Annotated in this window: 15 protein-coding genes; 3 read left to right on the top strand and 12 right to left on the bottom strand. The window is 62.4% G+C overall.

Going from position 1 to position 15,013, the window contains the following annotated elements:
* Positions 1-88: 88 nt before the first annotated feature.
* From EDE08_RS01920 to EDE08_RS01900, 5 genes are all read right to left on the bottom strand, one after another.
* Positions 89-373 (bottom strand): hypothetical protein, encoded by a 285-nt coding sequence (locus EDE08_RS01920; protein WP_131866632.1) that lies wholly within the window; start codon positions 371-373, stop codon positions 89-91.
* Complete coding sequence (locus EDE08_RS01915; RefSeq protein ID WP_131866630.1) at positions 370-1,161, bottom strand: DUF2092 domain-containing protein; 792 nt, start codon at positions 1,159-1,161, stop codon at positions 370-372. Before EDE08_RS01915 ends, EDE08_RS01920 begins: the two co-directional genes overlap by 4 nt.
* 84 nt (positions 1,162-1,245) lie before the next feature.
* The gene (locus EDE08_RS01910; RefSeq protein WP_131866628.1) at positions 1,246-1,662 is read right to left on the bottom strand and encodes a hypothetical protein; all 417 of its coding nucleotides are present in this window, start codon (positions 1,660-1,662) and stop codon (positions 1,246-1,248) included.
* A 14-nt stretch (positions 1,663-1,676) separates the two neighbouring features.
* Positions 1,677-2,912, bottom strand: coding sequence for an HlyD family secretion protein (locus EDE08_RS01905; RefSeq protein WP_131866626.1), 1,236 nt, complete (start codon positions 2,910-2,912; stop codon positions 1,677-1,679).
* Complete coding sequence (locus tag EDE08_RS01900; RefSeq protein ID WP_131866624.1) at positions 2,905-3,360, bottom strand: hypothetical protein; 456 nt, start codon at positions 3,358-3,360, stop codon at positions 2,905-2,907. Before EDE08_RS01900 ends, EDE08_RS01905 begins: the two co-directional genes overlap by 8 nt.
* A gap of 148 nt (positions 3,361-3,508) precedes the next feature.
* Here EDE08_RS01900 and EDE08_RS01895 point away from each other — a divergent pair, with 148 nt between their 5' ends.
* Both EDE08_RS01895 and ppk2 read left to right on the top strand, forming a co-directional pair.
* Entirely contained in the window at positions 3,509-3,964 is a 456-nt protein-coding gene (locus EDE08_RS01895; protein WP_131866622.1) for a hypothetical protein, read from the top strand.
* 44 nt (positions 3,965-4,008) lie between these two features.
* Positions 4,009-4,809 (top strand): polyphosphate kinase 2, encoded by an 801-nt coding sequence (ppk2, locus tag EDE08_RS01890; RefSeq protein ID WP_131866620.1) that lies wholly within the window; start codon positions 4,009-4,011, stop codon positions 4,807-4,809.
* A gap of 121 nt (positions 4,810-4,930) precedes the next feature.
* On the opposite strand, the gene EDE08_RS01885 is transcribed toward ppk2, so the two are convergent.
* Entirely contained in the window at positions 4,931-5,674 is a 744-nt protein-coding gene (locus EDE08_RS01885; RefSeq protein ID WP_131866618.1) for an outer membrane protein, read from the bottom strand.
* A gap of 325 nt (positions 5,675-5,999) precedes the next feature.
* A complete protein-coding gene (locus tag EDE08_RS01880) occupies positions 6,000-6,269 on the bottom strand; it encodes a hypothetical protein (RefSeq protein ID WP_131866616.1) in 270 nt (89 codons plus the stop codon).
* 651 nt (positions 6,270-6,920) lie between these two features.
* On the opposite strand from EDE08_RS01880, the gene EDE08_RS01870 reads away from it, so the two are divergent.
* Complete coding sequence (locus EDE08_RS01870; RefSeq protein WP_131866612.1) at positions 6,921-7,436, top strand: hypothetical protein; 516 nt, start codon at positions 6,921-6,923, stop codon at positions 7,434-7,436.
* A 129-nt stretch (positions 7,437-7,565) separates the two neighbouring features.
* On the opposite strand, the gene EDE08_RS01865 is transcribed toward EDE08_RS01870, so the two are convergent.
* The 5 genes from EDE08_RS01865 to EDE08_RS01845 form a co-directional block, all read right to left on the bottom strand.
* The gene (locus EDE08_RS01865; RefSeq protein ID WP_131866610.1) at positions 7,566-8,000 is read right to left on the bottom strand and encodes a hypothetical protein; all 435 of its coding nucleotides are present in this window, start codon (positions 7,998-8,000) and stop codon (positions 7,566-7,568) included.
* Positions 8,001-8,032: 32 nt separating this feature from the next.
* Positions 8,033-9,733 (bottom strand): aspartate:alanine exchanger family transporter, encoded by a 1,701-nt coding sequence (locus EDE08_RS01860; RefSeq protein ID WP_131866608.1) that lies wholly within the window; start codon positions 9,731-9,733, stop codon positions 8,033-8,035.
* 11 nt (positions 9,734-9,744) lie between these two features.
* The gene (locus EDE08_RS01855) at positions 9,745-12,498 is read right to left on the bottom strand and encodes a decarboxylase (RefSeq protein ID WP_131866606.1); all 2,754 of its coding nucleotides are present in this window, start codon (positions 12,496-12,498) and stop codon (positions 9,745-9,747) included.
* A 146-nt stretch (positions 12,499-12,644) separates the two neighbouring features.
* On the bottom strand, positions 12,645-14,336 hold the full coding sequence (locus EDE08_RS01850; RefSeq protein WP_131866604.1) for a SulP family inorganic anion transporter: 1,692 nt from the start codon (positions 14,334-14,336) through the stop codon (positions 12,645-12,647).
* Positions 14,333-15,013 (bottom strand): YoaK family protein, encoded by a 681-nt coding sequence (locus tag EDE08_RS01845; protein WP_131866602.1) that lies wholly within the window; start codon positions 15,011-15,013, stop codon positions 14,333-14,335. The genes EDE08_RS01850 and EDE08_RS01845 overlap by 4 nt, the downstream gene beginning before the upstream one ends.

The raw sequence follows: 15,013 nt of genomic DNA, 5'->3' as shown, positions 1-15,013 counted from the left end.
TTTCGGCGGCCACAATGATCGAACGGCTCATCAAAGCACAATCCGAGCACGGCCGCACGGAAGAAGCGTCTCGCCCCGGCGGGTCTTGTCAGCAGCGCGTCACGACCCGGCCATAGGCATCGACGACCTGCACGCAGGACGAGCCGTAGTAGGCACCGGCAGCAGCTCCCGCCGCTCCTACGGCGACCGCGCGGCGTGTGGTTCTCCGGGCAACACCGGCATAGCTCATGGGAGTCAAGGGGCGTCCGACCCTCGCCTGGGCCTCGGCAAAGAACTTTCCTTCGATGAGGCCATTTGTTTCATTCGAGGACAACCCGATGCTGAAGGCGGTTACCCCTGCGGCAAACAGGATGACTTTTCGAAACGCGATCATTTCTTTGCTCCTGTCGGTGTACCAGGGGGAAGCTCGTCGAACTCTGCGATTGCGGCACTCTCCAGATCGACCTTGGTGGCGCCCGCCGGCGCAACGAATGCGAAGACATCGGCGTTCAGAGCGTCAGTCTTCCAATCCTTGATCCGGAGCGTGTATTGCGGCGCCCCGGCGAGTGTTTTGCTGGTGATGACGTATTTGTGCGGCACGGGCTTGGCCCCGGCCCCGATCCATATCTGCCAGTCCGTGTCCGGCGTGCGGAACGCGAGATGCTCGCACTCGACGCCATCGACGACACCCTGCCCGATATGCTTGCCCTCGATGACGGTGGCCATCAGTTCGTCGAACGCATTGGAGAGCAGCAGGTCGGCGCCCGGCATCCCGGTGCCGGAACGTGCCTGAAGCGCGTCGATCATCTTGTCGATGGTCCCGGGCGCGTCCGCCTGAACATAGCTCTTGGCATTGTTGCCATAGATCGAAATCAGCTTGCCGTCATAGACCAGCTCGACATCGGCATAACCGCCGGTGCGTCTGACCCGGAGCTTGTCCGGGCGACTCATCTTGATCTCGCCGGAGCTCGCGAACTGGATCTTCTGCAGTTCGGGCGTGATGATTTCGATGTCGCTGTCGAAGGACGCGGACAGTGTCTTCTGGCCGGCCAGATAGTCCGACATCGACTTGAGAATCTTGGCCGGATCGTCCGCGTGCGCCCGGAGGCCAGGAGCGACCACAACCGTCGCCGCTCCGAGCATCGCGTAGATCGTCTTGTGAACACGTCTGTTGGATTTCATGTCTATCCTCCCGGGGATGAACGGCACTTGACGCCTGCGCGCACGCAGTTGCTTGACATGCATCAAGCCTGCGCGACCGCTTGGTCAGTTGAACGGGCAGCGATGATAGATGATCTCCATGTCCGCCATCCCCGGAAACAGCCGGGCGATGCTGTTCGCATCGAGCTGCTTCAGGCTGAACTGAACACTGGACAGCATGATGTCCGTTGCGCAGGACGCGACCAGGTTGACATTTGGACCGTCGTCCTTTCGTGCCTTGACCGTGCACCGCGCGAACTTGCCGATCAGCTGCCTGCCATCGACGATGAAGCCGCCGCCGTAGACTTCGGACATGTCCGTGAAGCCAAGCTTCCCGCCTTCGCGAGTGAACACCTTGTCGCATTGATCCGCGCTGCTCGCCCAGGCGCCGTTCAGCTCGACGGCCCCCGCGCCACCGGCTGATGCGAACAAGGCGCCGAGCGATAGCGCTGCCGCGGCGACCAGCGCGCTCACATCATGCATGCATATATTCGTCATCAGTGACCGCCCCCGAACACCAGCGTCTTGAATGGCAGCAGCAAAGCCTGGATGCGCAGCAGCAAGGCATGCACGAACCCGATGCCGTCGATGACATGGAGTGCGATCTTGCGGCCGGTCGACGTCTTGGGATTGACGATCTCGTCGTGATTGCTGGTGTAGGCATTGACGATGCAGCTGCTGCCGGCCGTCACCCCGTCGAGACCGTCTTTGAAAAGCGGTTCAAGGAACACGAGAATGGTGCCGGGCTTTGCAAGGTTCTGCGCCTCGATGAGTTGCTCGCCGGACCGGAACTGACCCGCTGCGATGTAGTCCTGAACGGACGTCACCACCAGCGGGATGATCACCCATGGCTTCGAGATGCAGGTCGCCTCGGCGACCATCCCCTCCCGCATGATGCCGGACTCGATCTGGCCGAATCCGGCCTGCAACTTGGCCTGACCGGCCCCCTCGGGAATGAGGATACCGGCCGGCCGCATCAACTGATTGACCACGTCGCCGGCGCGAATGAGGAATTGTTCCACGCGTCCGTCGACGCCGGCGCGAACGAAGGTCTTGTCCAGGTCAACCTGAGCCTCGGCCTGCGCGGCTTGAGCGCTCGCCTTCTCCGCCGGCAAGAGCGTCGAGACTCGCAAGGCCGCCGACTGCAACGTGGCCGTCGCCGCGTCAATTCCCGCCTGCCGCTGATCGACTACAACCTGCAGCTTCTCGATATCGCGCTGCGGCACGATGCCGGGATTTCGGCGCTGCAGCTCGATCTTGACGTCCAATTCGTCCTTTGCCTGCTGATAGTTGGCCTTTGCTTCCCCAAGCTGCGCTTCAGCCTTGGCAACATCGGACTTCGCGGTCTCCAGTGAGGCATCGATTTCCGCGACCTTGCGCGTGGCGGTTTCGAGCGCGGCTTTCTGCTTCGAACTGTCCAGCGTGAACAGGACGTCGCCCTTCTTCACCGCCGCGCTGTAGCCGAAATTGACGTCGACCACGCGCCCCGAGCCCTCGGGCAGGATCGGGACGGTCCGGAACATCAGCGCCGCGTTCTGGGTTGCCGGATGGAAGAAGAAGACGCTCGTGATCAGCGCCACCGTCAGCATCAGGCAGCCGGTAATGCCCCATCTGAGCTCGTACCAGACGGAGAAGAGCGTGATCTCTTTGCCGAACCGCTTGCCCTGCGCGAAACGGCGGTAGAGATAGTCCGGAAGGATCGTCAAGAGTGAGCAGATGGCAAGCTCAAGCATGGCTGGGTACCTTGCTGCCGGATGCCGCCGGATGCAGTTCCTGGGGCCGTGTTTCCGTCGAAGGCGTATCAACGGCGGTCACCCGTTCGTCGTCGCTCGGCGACGCACCGTCAGCGATCCGCTCGACCGATCCTGCAATGCTGCGCAAGGGTGTCCCGAAATCCGGAAGCTCGATCATCGCGAGCACCAATGCTGCAATCCAGTAGAGATGCTCGTGCGTGAACAGCGCGATCAAGGCCAGCACTGCCACAATCTCGAACTGCAGCTTCTGCGTCTTGTGGGCCATGCGCTCGGGCAGGCTGTGCAGATACAGGTAAAACAGCCCGACGCTGAAAACTGCGCCGATCAAGAATAGCCCGGTCACCACCATCAGCCAGTCGGTCTCACCGGGCGCGACAATGAAGAAGGGCAGATGATGCGGGCCCATCGGGTGCAGCTGCTCGCTCAACGTTCCCTCCTGACCGGGACCGCTTGTCCCCTGAACTGCGCCGAGAGTGACGGCGCCGGCCCCGAATTGCTTGATTTGCATCAAGGGAATGCACTTCGCCCCGCCTAGCCTCGATCGCCGGAACAAACCACAATCAGGAGCCGCCGCCATGCCAGGCATTGACGATCTCATTCCCAGTGCAACGCAGATCCGGAAGGAAGCCGCGCTGAAGGAGGCCGAGAAGGCGGAGCAGTATGTCCGCCTCGCCGCCGCCGCCGAGGCCGAGAAGCAGGCCCTGATCGAGCGGCTGACCAAACCATCCGGGAAGTCGGAGGAGGAGAAGATCAAGCTCGCCTCGACCGTCATTCAGCGTGCGGTGCGAAACGGCCTCACGGAAGTTCAGGTCTACCGCTTTCCCAACACGCTGTGCACGGACAAGGGGCGCGCCATCAACCAGATGGAGCCCGGCTGGGAGAACACGCTGACCGGCATTCCGAAGGAGATCTTCCAGCTCTGGACGGACTATCTGAAGCCGCGCGGCTATCGCATCGCCTACCAGATCATCGATTTCCCGGGTGGCATGCCGGGAGACATCGGCGTGACCATCTCCTGGGGAGACGAGTAGCGATTTCCTGAGGCCGTCGGAGCAGAAGCTACGAAGAGGGACGCATGGCAAAGAACGAACCTGCGGAACGAATGAAGCGCAAGGATTATGAGAAGCAGCTCGAAAAGCTTCAGGTCGAGCTGTGCCAGCTGCAGGACTTCGTGAAGGCGACCAAGCTGCGGGTCATCGTCCTCTTCGAGGGCAGAGACGCCGCCGGAAAGGGCGGCACGATCAAGGCCATCACGGAGAAGGTCAGTCCGCGGGTGTTTCGCGTCGTCGCACTTCCGGCGCCGTCCGATCGGGAGAAGACGCAGCTCTTCTTCCAGCGCTATATGGAACAGTTTCCCGCCGGCGGTGAGATCGTGATCTTCGACCGGAGCTGGTACAATCGCGCGGGGGTCGAATATGTCATGGGCTTCTGCACGCCCAGGGAGCACGACCGGTTTCTGACCCTCTGCCCTCAAATGGAAAAATACGTGATCGACGGCGGAATTATCCTGGTCAAGATCTGGCTCGAGGTCGGAATGGACGAGCAGGAACGCCGCTTCAGGGCCAGGATCGATGATCCAGTACGACAATGGAAGCTGAGCCCGATGGATCTCGAATCCTATCGTCGCTGGTACGATTATTCGCGGGCCCGCGACCTCATGCTCAAGCGGACCAGTACGAAGCACGCGCCATGGTACATCATCCGCTCCGACGACAAGCGCCGGGCACGGTTGAACTGCATCGCGCATTTGCTGAAGGCAATCCCCTACAAGCGGATCAAGAAGGACAAGGTCAAGTTGCCGCCACGCTCCGACAAGGGACGTTACAATGACCAGGCGGGCTTGCGCGGAATGAACTTCGTCGCCGAGCGATATTGACCGCAGCGACGCTCAACGAACATCCCCCCGGCTGACGATCTTCCGAGCGAAGCGATCACGCCTCCCGACTGGACCGGCATCTCTGCCGGCCCGCATGCCAAGCGATACGAAGCCGGATCGGTCAGTATCTTGCCACCGACTGGGACATGGGGCCGAACCGGTAGTTGATGCGCAAGGTGACCATATCCACGTCCTGGCTGATCCGATTTATCGCCCCCGCAACGATCGGATTTACGACCGAGAACGAGTTGTTCGCGTCACCCATGAACAGGTGGTCGTATTCGATGCCTGCCGACCAATTCGGAGCAAAGCCATACTCGAAGCCGACGCCCACGACGCCACCCCATCGGGTCGAGCTCGCGGAGGCGACGCTAACTCCCGCCGCGTTGAATACGTCGAAGGTATTGCCGGTGACGGCCGCGCCTCCCTTGACGTACAGCAGGGCGGCGTTCCAGGCGTAGCCGATCTGGCCGGTCAACAAGCCGATGCCGTCGGTCCTGGTGCGGGTGGAGAAGGCCGGGTTGATCAAGCTGGCGCGTGAACTGCTGAGGTCGGCCCAATCGCCCTGGCCTTCAAGGCCGAACACGAATTGACCGGCCTGCCAGCGATAGCCGAGCTGCCCGCCGATGACACCTCCAGACCGGTCCCGGCAGCCGTCGGCAACCACACCTCCCGGCGTCACGAAATCCCAGCAATTATGGCTTTGACCCCAGCCGCCATTGGCGCCGATATAGAAGCCGGTCCAGTTGTAGACCGGAGCCATGACGGGGAGCGGTGCTGCCTTGACGGCCATATCTGCCGCAGACGCGGGCGCCACACCCAACAATGCCACTACCCCAGCCGTGACCAAAAAATACGTCTTCATCCAAGTCTCCCTCATCGCTGGTCCGTTCGGATTTAAACGACGGTTGATTTTTTCAATGCGCGCTTCCAATTCACGACAGTACGCACGTCATCCCGCTGACCATGTATCAAAATGGCCACACGCGGGAAAAAGCGGCAGATCGATCGTTTAGACGTCCGTGCGGATGATGTTGCCGGCCTGCTCGTCGTTCTTGAGCCCACGGTCAGGATGCAAGCCCGTCGCTCAGCCGAGGTTAAACGGAGCGCTCCTGCTGAATTCGGAGTTCTATCTGCCTGGCTCCGCATGAAGCGGGCTGCCATCGCGGACAAGCGGCTGTCGCTCCAGCCTATCCGGTGCCTTCGTTATCCGGATCGAGGATCTTTCGATCTTGCCCGTCTTCAATCCAATCCAAGATCTCGCCAGAGGGAATCAATCGTCTCGGGATCGATGGGTTGATTGTGCCAGCGTAGACGATCAGCCCCTCGTCGGATTTGGCTCGCGCGAAGTTCTTGGCTTGCGCCTCCGTTTCGAACGTCCTGGTTTCCCGCGGGCTTCGTCTTTTGGGCAAAGCACCGCGCTTGTGAACTTCGAAAGTGACGTACCAGGTGAAGACCATTGGCTGCCCCAGGCTGCACTGCCGCCGCGCCAAGCTGGCCGTAAGTCGAGTCCCCGGGTTGATCCGCATCAATGGTCAGCGCGGCTGACATGCTGCGAGATATTCAAACTGCCAATCGGATTCTGCGTCTCCTCATGTATCCATCGACCTGGAAATGCCCGAGGGCATGCATTGCAGCCGGCAAGTTCAAACGCGCAGTGCACAACGCGTACAATGCGTGACGGCAAACGATCAGATTTTTGTTCTACATCAATTCCAGCCGGCATAAGAGGAATAGCGTTAGAGTTGATCAACCTTTGAAAGGAGATCAATCATGTCACGTAAAATCATTACCTGCCTCGCCGCATCGGCGATCATGGGAATAAGCTGCATTGCGATGGTTTCAACTGACGCATTTGCACGCGGTGGACGCGCCGCCGCGGGCGTCGGACGCCCAGGGGTTGGCGTTGGCGCTCCCGGTGTTGGCGTCACCCGGGCACCGGTACGCCGCGGAGTGGCGGTCGGCGTCGGGGCGGCTGCGGTCGGAGCCGCCGCGACTGGAGCCTATGTACGCTGCGGATACGCACCATACCCGCCTTGCTACTAGACTACACCGACAGGCCCGTCTCCGATTGAGGGGACCGGCCTGCCGCCGATACCGCGGCACTCAGCGTGATTGAGACATCGGCATCACCCTCAATCGACACGCACCTAGCATTTTCTTCAGATCCGGGCGGGGATGAAGGAGCCAAGATGCCCTTGGCACGGTATTTTCTCTTTGTCGGCGCAGGCTTGTTTGCGCTGCTGCTCGTCTCCAGCGCATACTTTGCGAAATCGCAGGTCGCAGACAGCGCGGAGGACTCCTCGCCCGTCATCCGCATTCACTCCGATCGGAAATGGCCGGAGCGCATCGTTTTTGATACGAGCGCCCCGCTAGTCATTCCTCCACAAGTCTCGAGCAAGGCCGGCGTCGCTGCGCCGGCATTGGCCGCCGACATGCCTGCCACGGCGCGGGACGCAATGGCGCAGTTGCCTCCGCCGAACGCGACCCAGCTACCGCCTGCGCAGAAGGTGCGAGACGCAAAGCCGCAACGTAACCGCAAGATTGCGCACAGGCGTGCGATGCCGCCCACGTTTCAGGTCGCGCGGCAGTGGAGATTTTTCGAGGGATTCGGCAATGGCTTCTGATGAACCCGATCGAAGCTCATGAGACGCTATCGCTCGCTCCGGGCTTAAATCGTCAGAAGGACGGATCCATGAAACGCATCCCACCGCGCAGGAGGACGGGCCACGCATCGACGCGGCCCGTCGTCCCGATCATTTGAGGCGAATGGTGACACCGCCCACGGCAGCCGAGACCTCCGCGCCGATTTTCGGGCCGCTCAGCTGCAGGATGACGCCGTTCGCGTTCTGCAACTGAACGGCGCCGGCTCCCGCGGCAATCGCCCCACCCGCTCCGCCTACGGCATAGGAGCCTTCGATCGAGGCGGGGCCCCTCAGGTTGAGAGCGCGGCCGACCAGCTTGGTGGTCGACGCGCCGACCGTGAAGCCCACGCTCATGCCCGACACCGTGAAGGGATATCTCTTGCCCCGAAGCAGCAGAACCCCCTCGCCACCCCCGACGCCGACGATGAAGCCGCCCTTGGTGAAGACGACCGAAACCTGGCCGGTCTCGGCACGCGACGGCGTGCTGAATCCGACGAGGCCGGTGAGGGAGGCGATCAGGGCCGCGTAAATAAAAGGCTTTCTCATGTTTTCATTCCTCTTGGAGTTTTGACGCCGGACTATTGGGCGAGCAGCATCGCGAAGTAGCCGAACACCGTGAGCAGGATGCCCGACACGGCATAGCCGACGGGAAATCCGATCCAGGGCACGGAGCTCTGGATCTCGACCGCAGCTTCGCGACACGGGCCTGAATGCGACCTTGCACCGGCAACGCCGCCCATCAGCACGGCCGGGTTGATCTTGAAGACGTGGTATCCGATCGCCCACACGATGAAAGGCGGGATCGTGCAGGCAATGAAGCCGGCAACGAAGATCTTCAGGGCAACTGCACCGGTGAGCTGCGCCAGCAGCCCGGCGCCGGCGTTGACACCGACGATCGCGACGAAGACGACGAGGCCGAGATCCTCCAGCACGTTACGCGCCGCGTTCGGCGTGTTGCCGAAGAAACGCAACCGCGAGACCAGGGAGGAGACGATCACGCCCGACAGCAACAGGCCGCCCGCGTTGCCGAGGCCGATCTTGGCGCCGAAAGCCGGAAATTCGATCATGCCGATCAGGAAGCCGATGATCATGCCGACGGCGAGCGTCAGCAGATCGGTCGAAGTATTGGTCCGCGCGATGCGTCCCCACATCTCGCCGAGTTCATTGACGGCCGATTTGAGGCCGACAACCGAGACGATGTCCATCCGCTGCAGCTCGGTCTTGAGACCGGCCGGAATCGGCACGCCGCCGCGTTCGACCTTGGTAACCTGCAACTGGCCGGCCAATGCGGTGTCACGGAACGATTCGAACGTGCGTCCAACCATCTCCTTGTTGGTGACGAGGATGTCGGCCTGATCCATGGGAATGCCGAGCGTCTTGGCATCCGCGACCTCGGGCCCGATCAGGCCCATCTTGTCGGTGAGATGCGCGGTCGCGCCGCCAAGCGCGACGACGTCGGCCCTTTGCAGCACGAGGCCCGGATCTGCTCCCAGGGATTCGCCGCTGCGCACCACGTTGACGATGCGGTATTCGGGATTGGCCGCTCGGAACTTGGCGATGCTCATGCCGACCTGCGCCGGGTTTTCCAGCCGGTAGGCACGCAGACCGAACTGGCGATAGCCGGTGAGACCGCCGCCTTCGAGATCCTTGACGCCGAATTCCTCTTCGTACTTCTTCGCCGCCGCCTTGGCGTCCACACCCCACCAGCGCGGCAGGTATTTGCAGATCAGGATGATGCCGACGGTCCCCCAGATATAGGTGATGCCATAGGACAGCGCGATCATGCCCGAGGCATCCTCCGGCTTCATGCCCTCGGGCAGCTTGACGACCCCCGACGTGATGGCCTGTTCGGCCGAGCCGATCGCGGCCGACATGGTCTGCGATCCCGCCAGCATGCCTCCGGCGGCCCCGACGGGCAGCTCGAACAGCTTTGAGAAGATGACGACGAGCGCCAGACCAAGGACGCTGGACACCACCGCCAGAATGCAGAATTTGAGCCCATCGCCCTTCAGGCTGTTGACGAAGGACGGCCCAACGCGCAGGCCGACGCCGTACATGAACAGATAGTAGAAAAGGCTCTTGGCGAAGTTATTGAGTTCGAGCTTGACCCCATAGACGGACGCCCACACCGACAGGCCGGCGCCGACCACGATGGCACCGGCGACCATGCCGAGGCCATAGCCCTTGAAGCTGGCCCGCCCGATCCAAACGGCGAGCCCGACGACGAAGAACAGCAGCAGATACGGGTTCTGCTGCAAGAATGTGAAGAAGCTCTGCATGTCAGGTTTCCCTATGACGCGGCCTTGAGCTTCGGCGTCGCGGCGGGCCTGGGCCGGCCGATCTTCGCCAGCGCTTCGGTGCGCACGAGCTTCAAGCCCTCCTTGGCGTCGTAGCCATGGATCTCCTTCACATCGAGCTTGCACATGAAGTCGATGGTTTCCTGCGTGATGACCTGACCCGGCACCATGATCGGGAAGCCCGGTGGATACGGGATCACGAAATTGGCGGAGACGAGCTCTGGCCCGGCCTTCAGCCGCCGGTCGATCTCGGGATCGTCGAGGCGGATATGCTCGCACCCCGCCACGTCATAGGCGGCATAGAAGCCGGAGCGGATGTCGCCCTCGTTTGTCTTGGTGCCGGCATCGGCGCGGAAGCTCGGGTGGAAATGCGAGAAGTTCGGCAAGTCAGGCACGTCGGTCATCAAGCTCTTGACCCGTGCTTCGAAAGTCTTCTTCGCGTTGGCGCCGCCTTGCGCGAGCCCGCGATCGACCTCGCCCGCGATCTCGGCGAGGACGCGGATCAGATGCGCGACGTCGCTGCGGGTGTTGTTGATGTTGGACTGGACCAGCACCGAATTGCGCGAGGTCTTGTTGACCTGGATGTTGTACTCGCTGGCGAGGATGCCCTTGAACTGGGTGCCGTCGTAGCCCGCCGTGCCGCACACCAGCGTCATCCGGGTCGGATCGAGGCAGAACTCGTCCTCGTCGAGGCTCTTCAGCGTATTTGCCCAGTTGATACCCGGTGCGAGATAGTCGGTGAACCCGCTCTGGCGGTATTGCGCCGGCACCATGGCGTCGGCACCGAGAATGCGGAAATATTTCGAGAGCAGCGGGTTGTTGTTGACGGCGTGGCGGATGGCGAGCGCGATTTCTATCGCGTTGGCGACGAGGCCGTAGCCCTCCAGCTCCATCTGCCGCCGCGAGATGTCGAGGCTGGCGATGAGCTGCTGGTTCGGACTGGTGGAGGCATGGGTAAAGACGGCCTCCTTGAACTGCTGCTCGACCGTGTGGAATTCGACGTCCTTGACCGAGAGCATAGAGCCCTGCCGGATCGCCGACATCGATTTGTGGGTCGAGTTGGTCTGATACACGCGCAACCGGATCTGGCGTGGATCCGGAATCAACCGCGTCTTGAGCAGCACCTCGTCCGACGGGCTTTTGCCGAGTTCGGCCTGTTGTTTCTCATAGGCCGCGACCGACTTCGGATCACGCATCCACGCCTCGATCTCGCTGGCGGCACCCATGGCTGTGCGCCGGCGCAGGAAGGGCGAGAAGCGCGCGAAGCCGAACCAGGCTTCGTCCCACAGGAAGATCAGGTCGGGCTTGATGGCGAGGCATTCCTCCATGACCCGCCGGGTGTTGTAGATGTGGCCGTCGAAGGTGCAATTCGTGAGGTCCAGCATCTTGACCCGCTCGAGCCGGCCGTCGGCCCTGGCGCCAAGCAGCGCCTGCTTGATCGTCTTCAACGGCACGGCGCCGTACATCGAATATTCCGTCATCGGGAAGGCTTCGACATAGAGCGGCTGCGCGCCTGCGAGCACCATTCCGTAGTGGTGCGATTTGTGGCAGTTGCGGTCGACGATCGCGATGTCGCCGGGCGCGAGCAACGCCTGCACCGCCATCTTGTTCGAGGTCGAGGTCCCGTTGGTCACGAAGAAGACGCGGTCGGCGCCGAGCGCGCGGGCGGCCTTCTCCTGCGCTTTCTTGATGTTGCCGGTCGGCTCCAGCATGCTGTCGAGGCCGCCGGTGGTGGCGCTGCTCTCGGCCAGGAACAGGTTCGCGCCGTAGAACTCGCCCATGTCGCGTATCCAGTCCGACTTGAAGATGGATTTGCCGCGGGCGATCGGTAGCGCATGGAACGTCCCGATCGGCCGTTGTGCGTATTTCTTGAGGTTGTCGAAGAACGGCGTGTCGTAGCGATCCTGGATGCCTTCGAGAATCGACAGATGCAGCTCGAGCAGTTCCTCGACCGAATAGAAGATGCGGCGGATGACGCTGGCTTCGGGGTTGCCGGCCAGCTCCTCGACGTCGCGATTCGAGATCATGTACAGATCGAGCTCGGGCCTGACACGCTTGATGATCTGTGCAAGCCGCAGCGCGGAGGCATCGGATTCGTCGTTGAGGCCAGCCGACGCCGTGATCGAACGGAGCACCGGCGCATTGTGCCGCGAGCGCAGGCCAAACCCCTCGTTGATGATGACGGCCCCGATGTTGGGGTTGAGCATCGTCGCGCAGAAGGCGTCTTCGAGGTTGCCGACGATAACCGGCTCATAGACGAAGGCATCGACCGGGCGCCGCAGCTTGCGCCATTCGGCAGCGAGCGCAGGCCAGTGGCCGGGAGACAGCCCGGTAACGATCAGCGTCTCGAAATAGGGCCTGCGCGTCGTATGCGCTCCGAAGGTCGGTGGGACCAGCTCGGGCACATCGCCGTCGCCGTCGTCCTTCGCGTTCCAGTCGCCGGCATGCTGGCGGAAGGATCGCGTCGCCAACGCCTGGGTGATCCGTGTCGCGAGGGCAAGCGAGGTTGCCCCATCGCCAGCGGCCGCTGCTTCGCGTAGCGCCCCCATCAGTTGCAGGCCGGGATAACCGTGAAACTCCTCCGTGACCGAGAGATTGGCCAGCGCCGCATCGTATTTCGCGCGGTCGCCGCCGCGGGCCCACGCTTTTGCAGCATCCACCAGATCACGCCAATCATCAGCCCGTGCACCGGGCCCCGAAAAGAACTGATCAATGCGCTTCTGCGCGGGCTTGGCGTCCTTGGACATAGGTATCTCCCGATTTCCTATCGGCTCGCGAAGGTGATGATGGAGCGTGGACGGTGGGCAGCCCGCTCCATTGATCCAAGTCAACGGTTGCGAGATATCGGGGACGCCGGCGTCGCATGGATCGTCGCTTCGCGCTGCAACAGAGGCTATTTGACTTGAGAGTCACCGAGGACGCTGTCGAGCGATCGCAGCCACTGCGAGCTGTCGGTCTTCTCCGCGAGCCCCTCCGCCTGCAGCAGGTCGCGCAATTGCGCATGAGCGCCGACAATGCAGAAGGCGATGCGACGAGAGGCGAGCTCGTCATGGAGATCTCGCAGCATGCGCGCGCCAGCCAGATCGATGTAGGGCGATGCGGAGAGGTCGCAGGCCACCAGCCTGATGTCCGACGACTTCCGCAGCGCTTCGAGGACCACCGCCAGGATGGTTTCGGCATTGATGTAGAGGAGCGACGCCTCGGGACGGAACGCAATGACGCCAACGAGCGGCTCGACGCCGTCATGCCTGGCGTTGTCGGAATAGCGGCCGGTTCCCGGAAGCCTGCCGAGGAATGCAATGTTCGGCTGCGATGCGCGTGCCAGCAGGAGGAAGATCGATGCAATCGACGCAAGCAGGACACCCTGCAGGATGCCGAGCAGCAGCACGGCCACGAGTGCAATCGCCGCAGCATAGAAGTCGAGCCTGCTGACCTTCCACATCCGCAGCAGGGCCTGGACGTCCACCAGCCGATACACTGCGGTAAAGACTATGGCGGCCAAGACGGCCTTCGGCAGATTTGTCAGAAGTCCGGTGAAGAACAGCAGGCACAGCGCCAGCGCGATCGAGCAGATCAGCAGCGCCAGTGGCGTGCGCGCCCCCGCGCTGTCGTTCACAGCGGATTGCGACAACCCGCCGGCGACGGGATAGCCGTGACCGCAGGCCGCAGCGAGATTCGCGGCCCCTAACCCCAGGAATTCCTGCCGCACGTCCAGTGCGTAGCCATGTTTGGCAGCGAAGCTGCGCGCAGCGGAGACGCCCTCAATATAGGCCAGCAGCACGCAGCCTGCGGCGAGCGGAAAGAGATCGTCAAACTGCAGGAGACCAAACGTCGGCAGAGCCAGTGTCGGCAATCCCTCGGGGATCTTTCCAGTCACTGGTACGCCGGCGGCCGGAAGGGAGAGCAGCGTGGCAGCGAGGATCGACAGCGCGACGATCGTGATGCCGACAGGCTTTCCGGGCAAAAGCCGTTCGCCGAGCAGCAAGAGCGCGAGCGCCACCGCGCCGATCGTCACGATGAGAAGGTTGGTGTCGCCGATCTGCGCGACGAGTCGCAACGCGCGATCGAAGAAATTATGCCCACCGCCCGCGACGCCGAACAGACTCGGCAATTGGCTCATGATGATGGTGAGCCCGGCGCCGGCCTTGAAGCCAACCAGGATGCTGTCGCTGACCAGGCGCACGAGGACGCTGAGCTTGAACAGCCAGCAGACGAAGCACAGGACCGCGACCGCAAATGCGGCAAGGCTGGCGATCTGCGCGTATAGCACCGCGTCCCCGCCGGCGAGCACGCCGACCGTGGAGGCAATCATCAGCGAAATCGCCGAAGTCGGACCGATTGCGAGCTGCCGCGACGACCCGAGCAGCGCATAGCCGATACCGCCGAGCATGTAGCCATAGATGCCAACCTGCGGCGCGAGGCCGGCGAGCGTCGCATAGGCCAGCGATACGGGAATCGCGTACGCGGCCAGCGTTATTCCGGCCACTGCGTCCGATGCCAGCCATTCGCCACGATAGGCAACAAGCCAGCCGGAGACTGGGAAGAATCGCGACCATCCCACGGGTCGGTCGGACGGCGAGCTCATGCGGGCACCTCGCTCCGTTCGATTTCGCAGCGCAACAGAATGATCAGCAGAGCGGTCACGGGAATACCAAGCGTGAGATCGGGAATGCCTTTGGTCGCAAAGGCCCCGACGGCCGCGCCCACGCCGAACGCGACGCAGAGCCCGGCAAATATGCCGGAGCGTCGCAGTGGTCCGGGCGGACCGCCACCTGACAGGGCCATGAGAACGCCTTCAATGGCCTGGCGCATGTTGCCGGTGATCATCACCGAGCTGTAGGCCACGCCCTCGACCTTGGTGAAAGCGGCCGTCTGCATCGCAGCAACGAACGAGATTCCGAGCGTGCCGGCGAGATCCGGCAGGCGGTTGTGCAGGATGCCGATCGTCACCAGCAGCAGGATCTCGACGAGTGAGCTGATGGCGCTGATGCGCTGTCCGATGACGCCGCGAAGCCAGGACACCAGCAGAATGCCGACCCCAAATGCGAGAATTGGCGGCACGAAATGAAGCGCGTCGTCCCAATTCCCGGCCGAACCATGGACCCATAGCAGAACGAGGTTTGCCGTCTGGGCATTCGCCATCACGCCATGGATGATCCAGGTGTAGGCGTCGAGATAGCCGCCAACGAAAGCCAGCAGCAGCGCGATCGACACCGTCTCGTCGCGGCGCAGCGAAGGACTGGCGGTATTCGTCAGGCTCAT

The sequence above is a fragment of the Bradyrhizobium sp. R2.2-H genome (genome assembly GCF_004346455.1).
Lineage (GTDB): Bacteria > Pseudomonadota > Alphaproteobacteria > Rhizobiales > Xanthobacteraceae > Bradyrhizobium > Bradyrhizobium diversitatis.
Note: the sequence above shows the minus strand (reverse complement) of the source record. Positions and strands in the feature narration are given on the sequence as shown.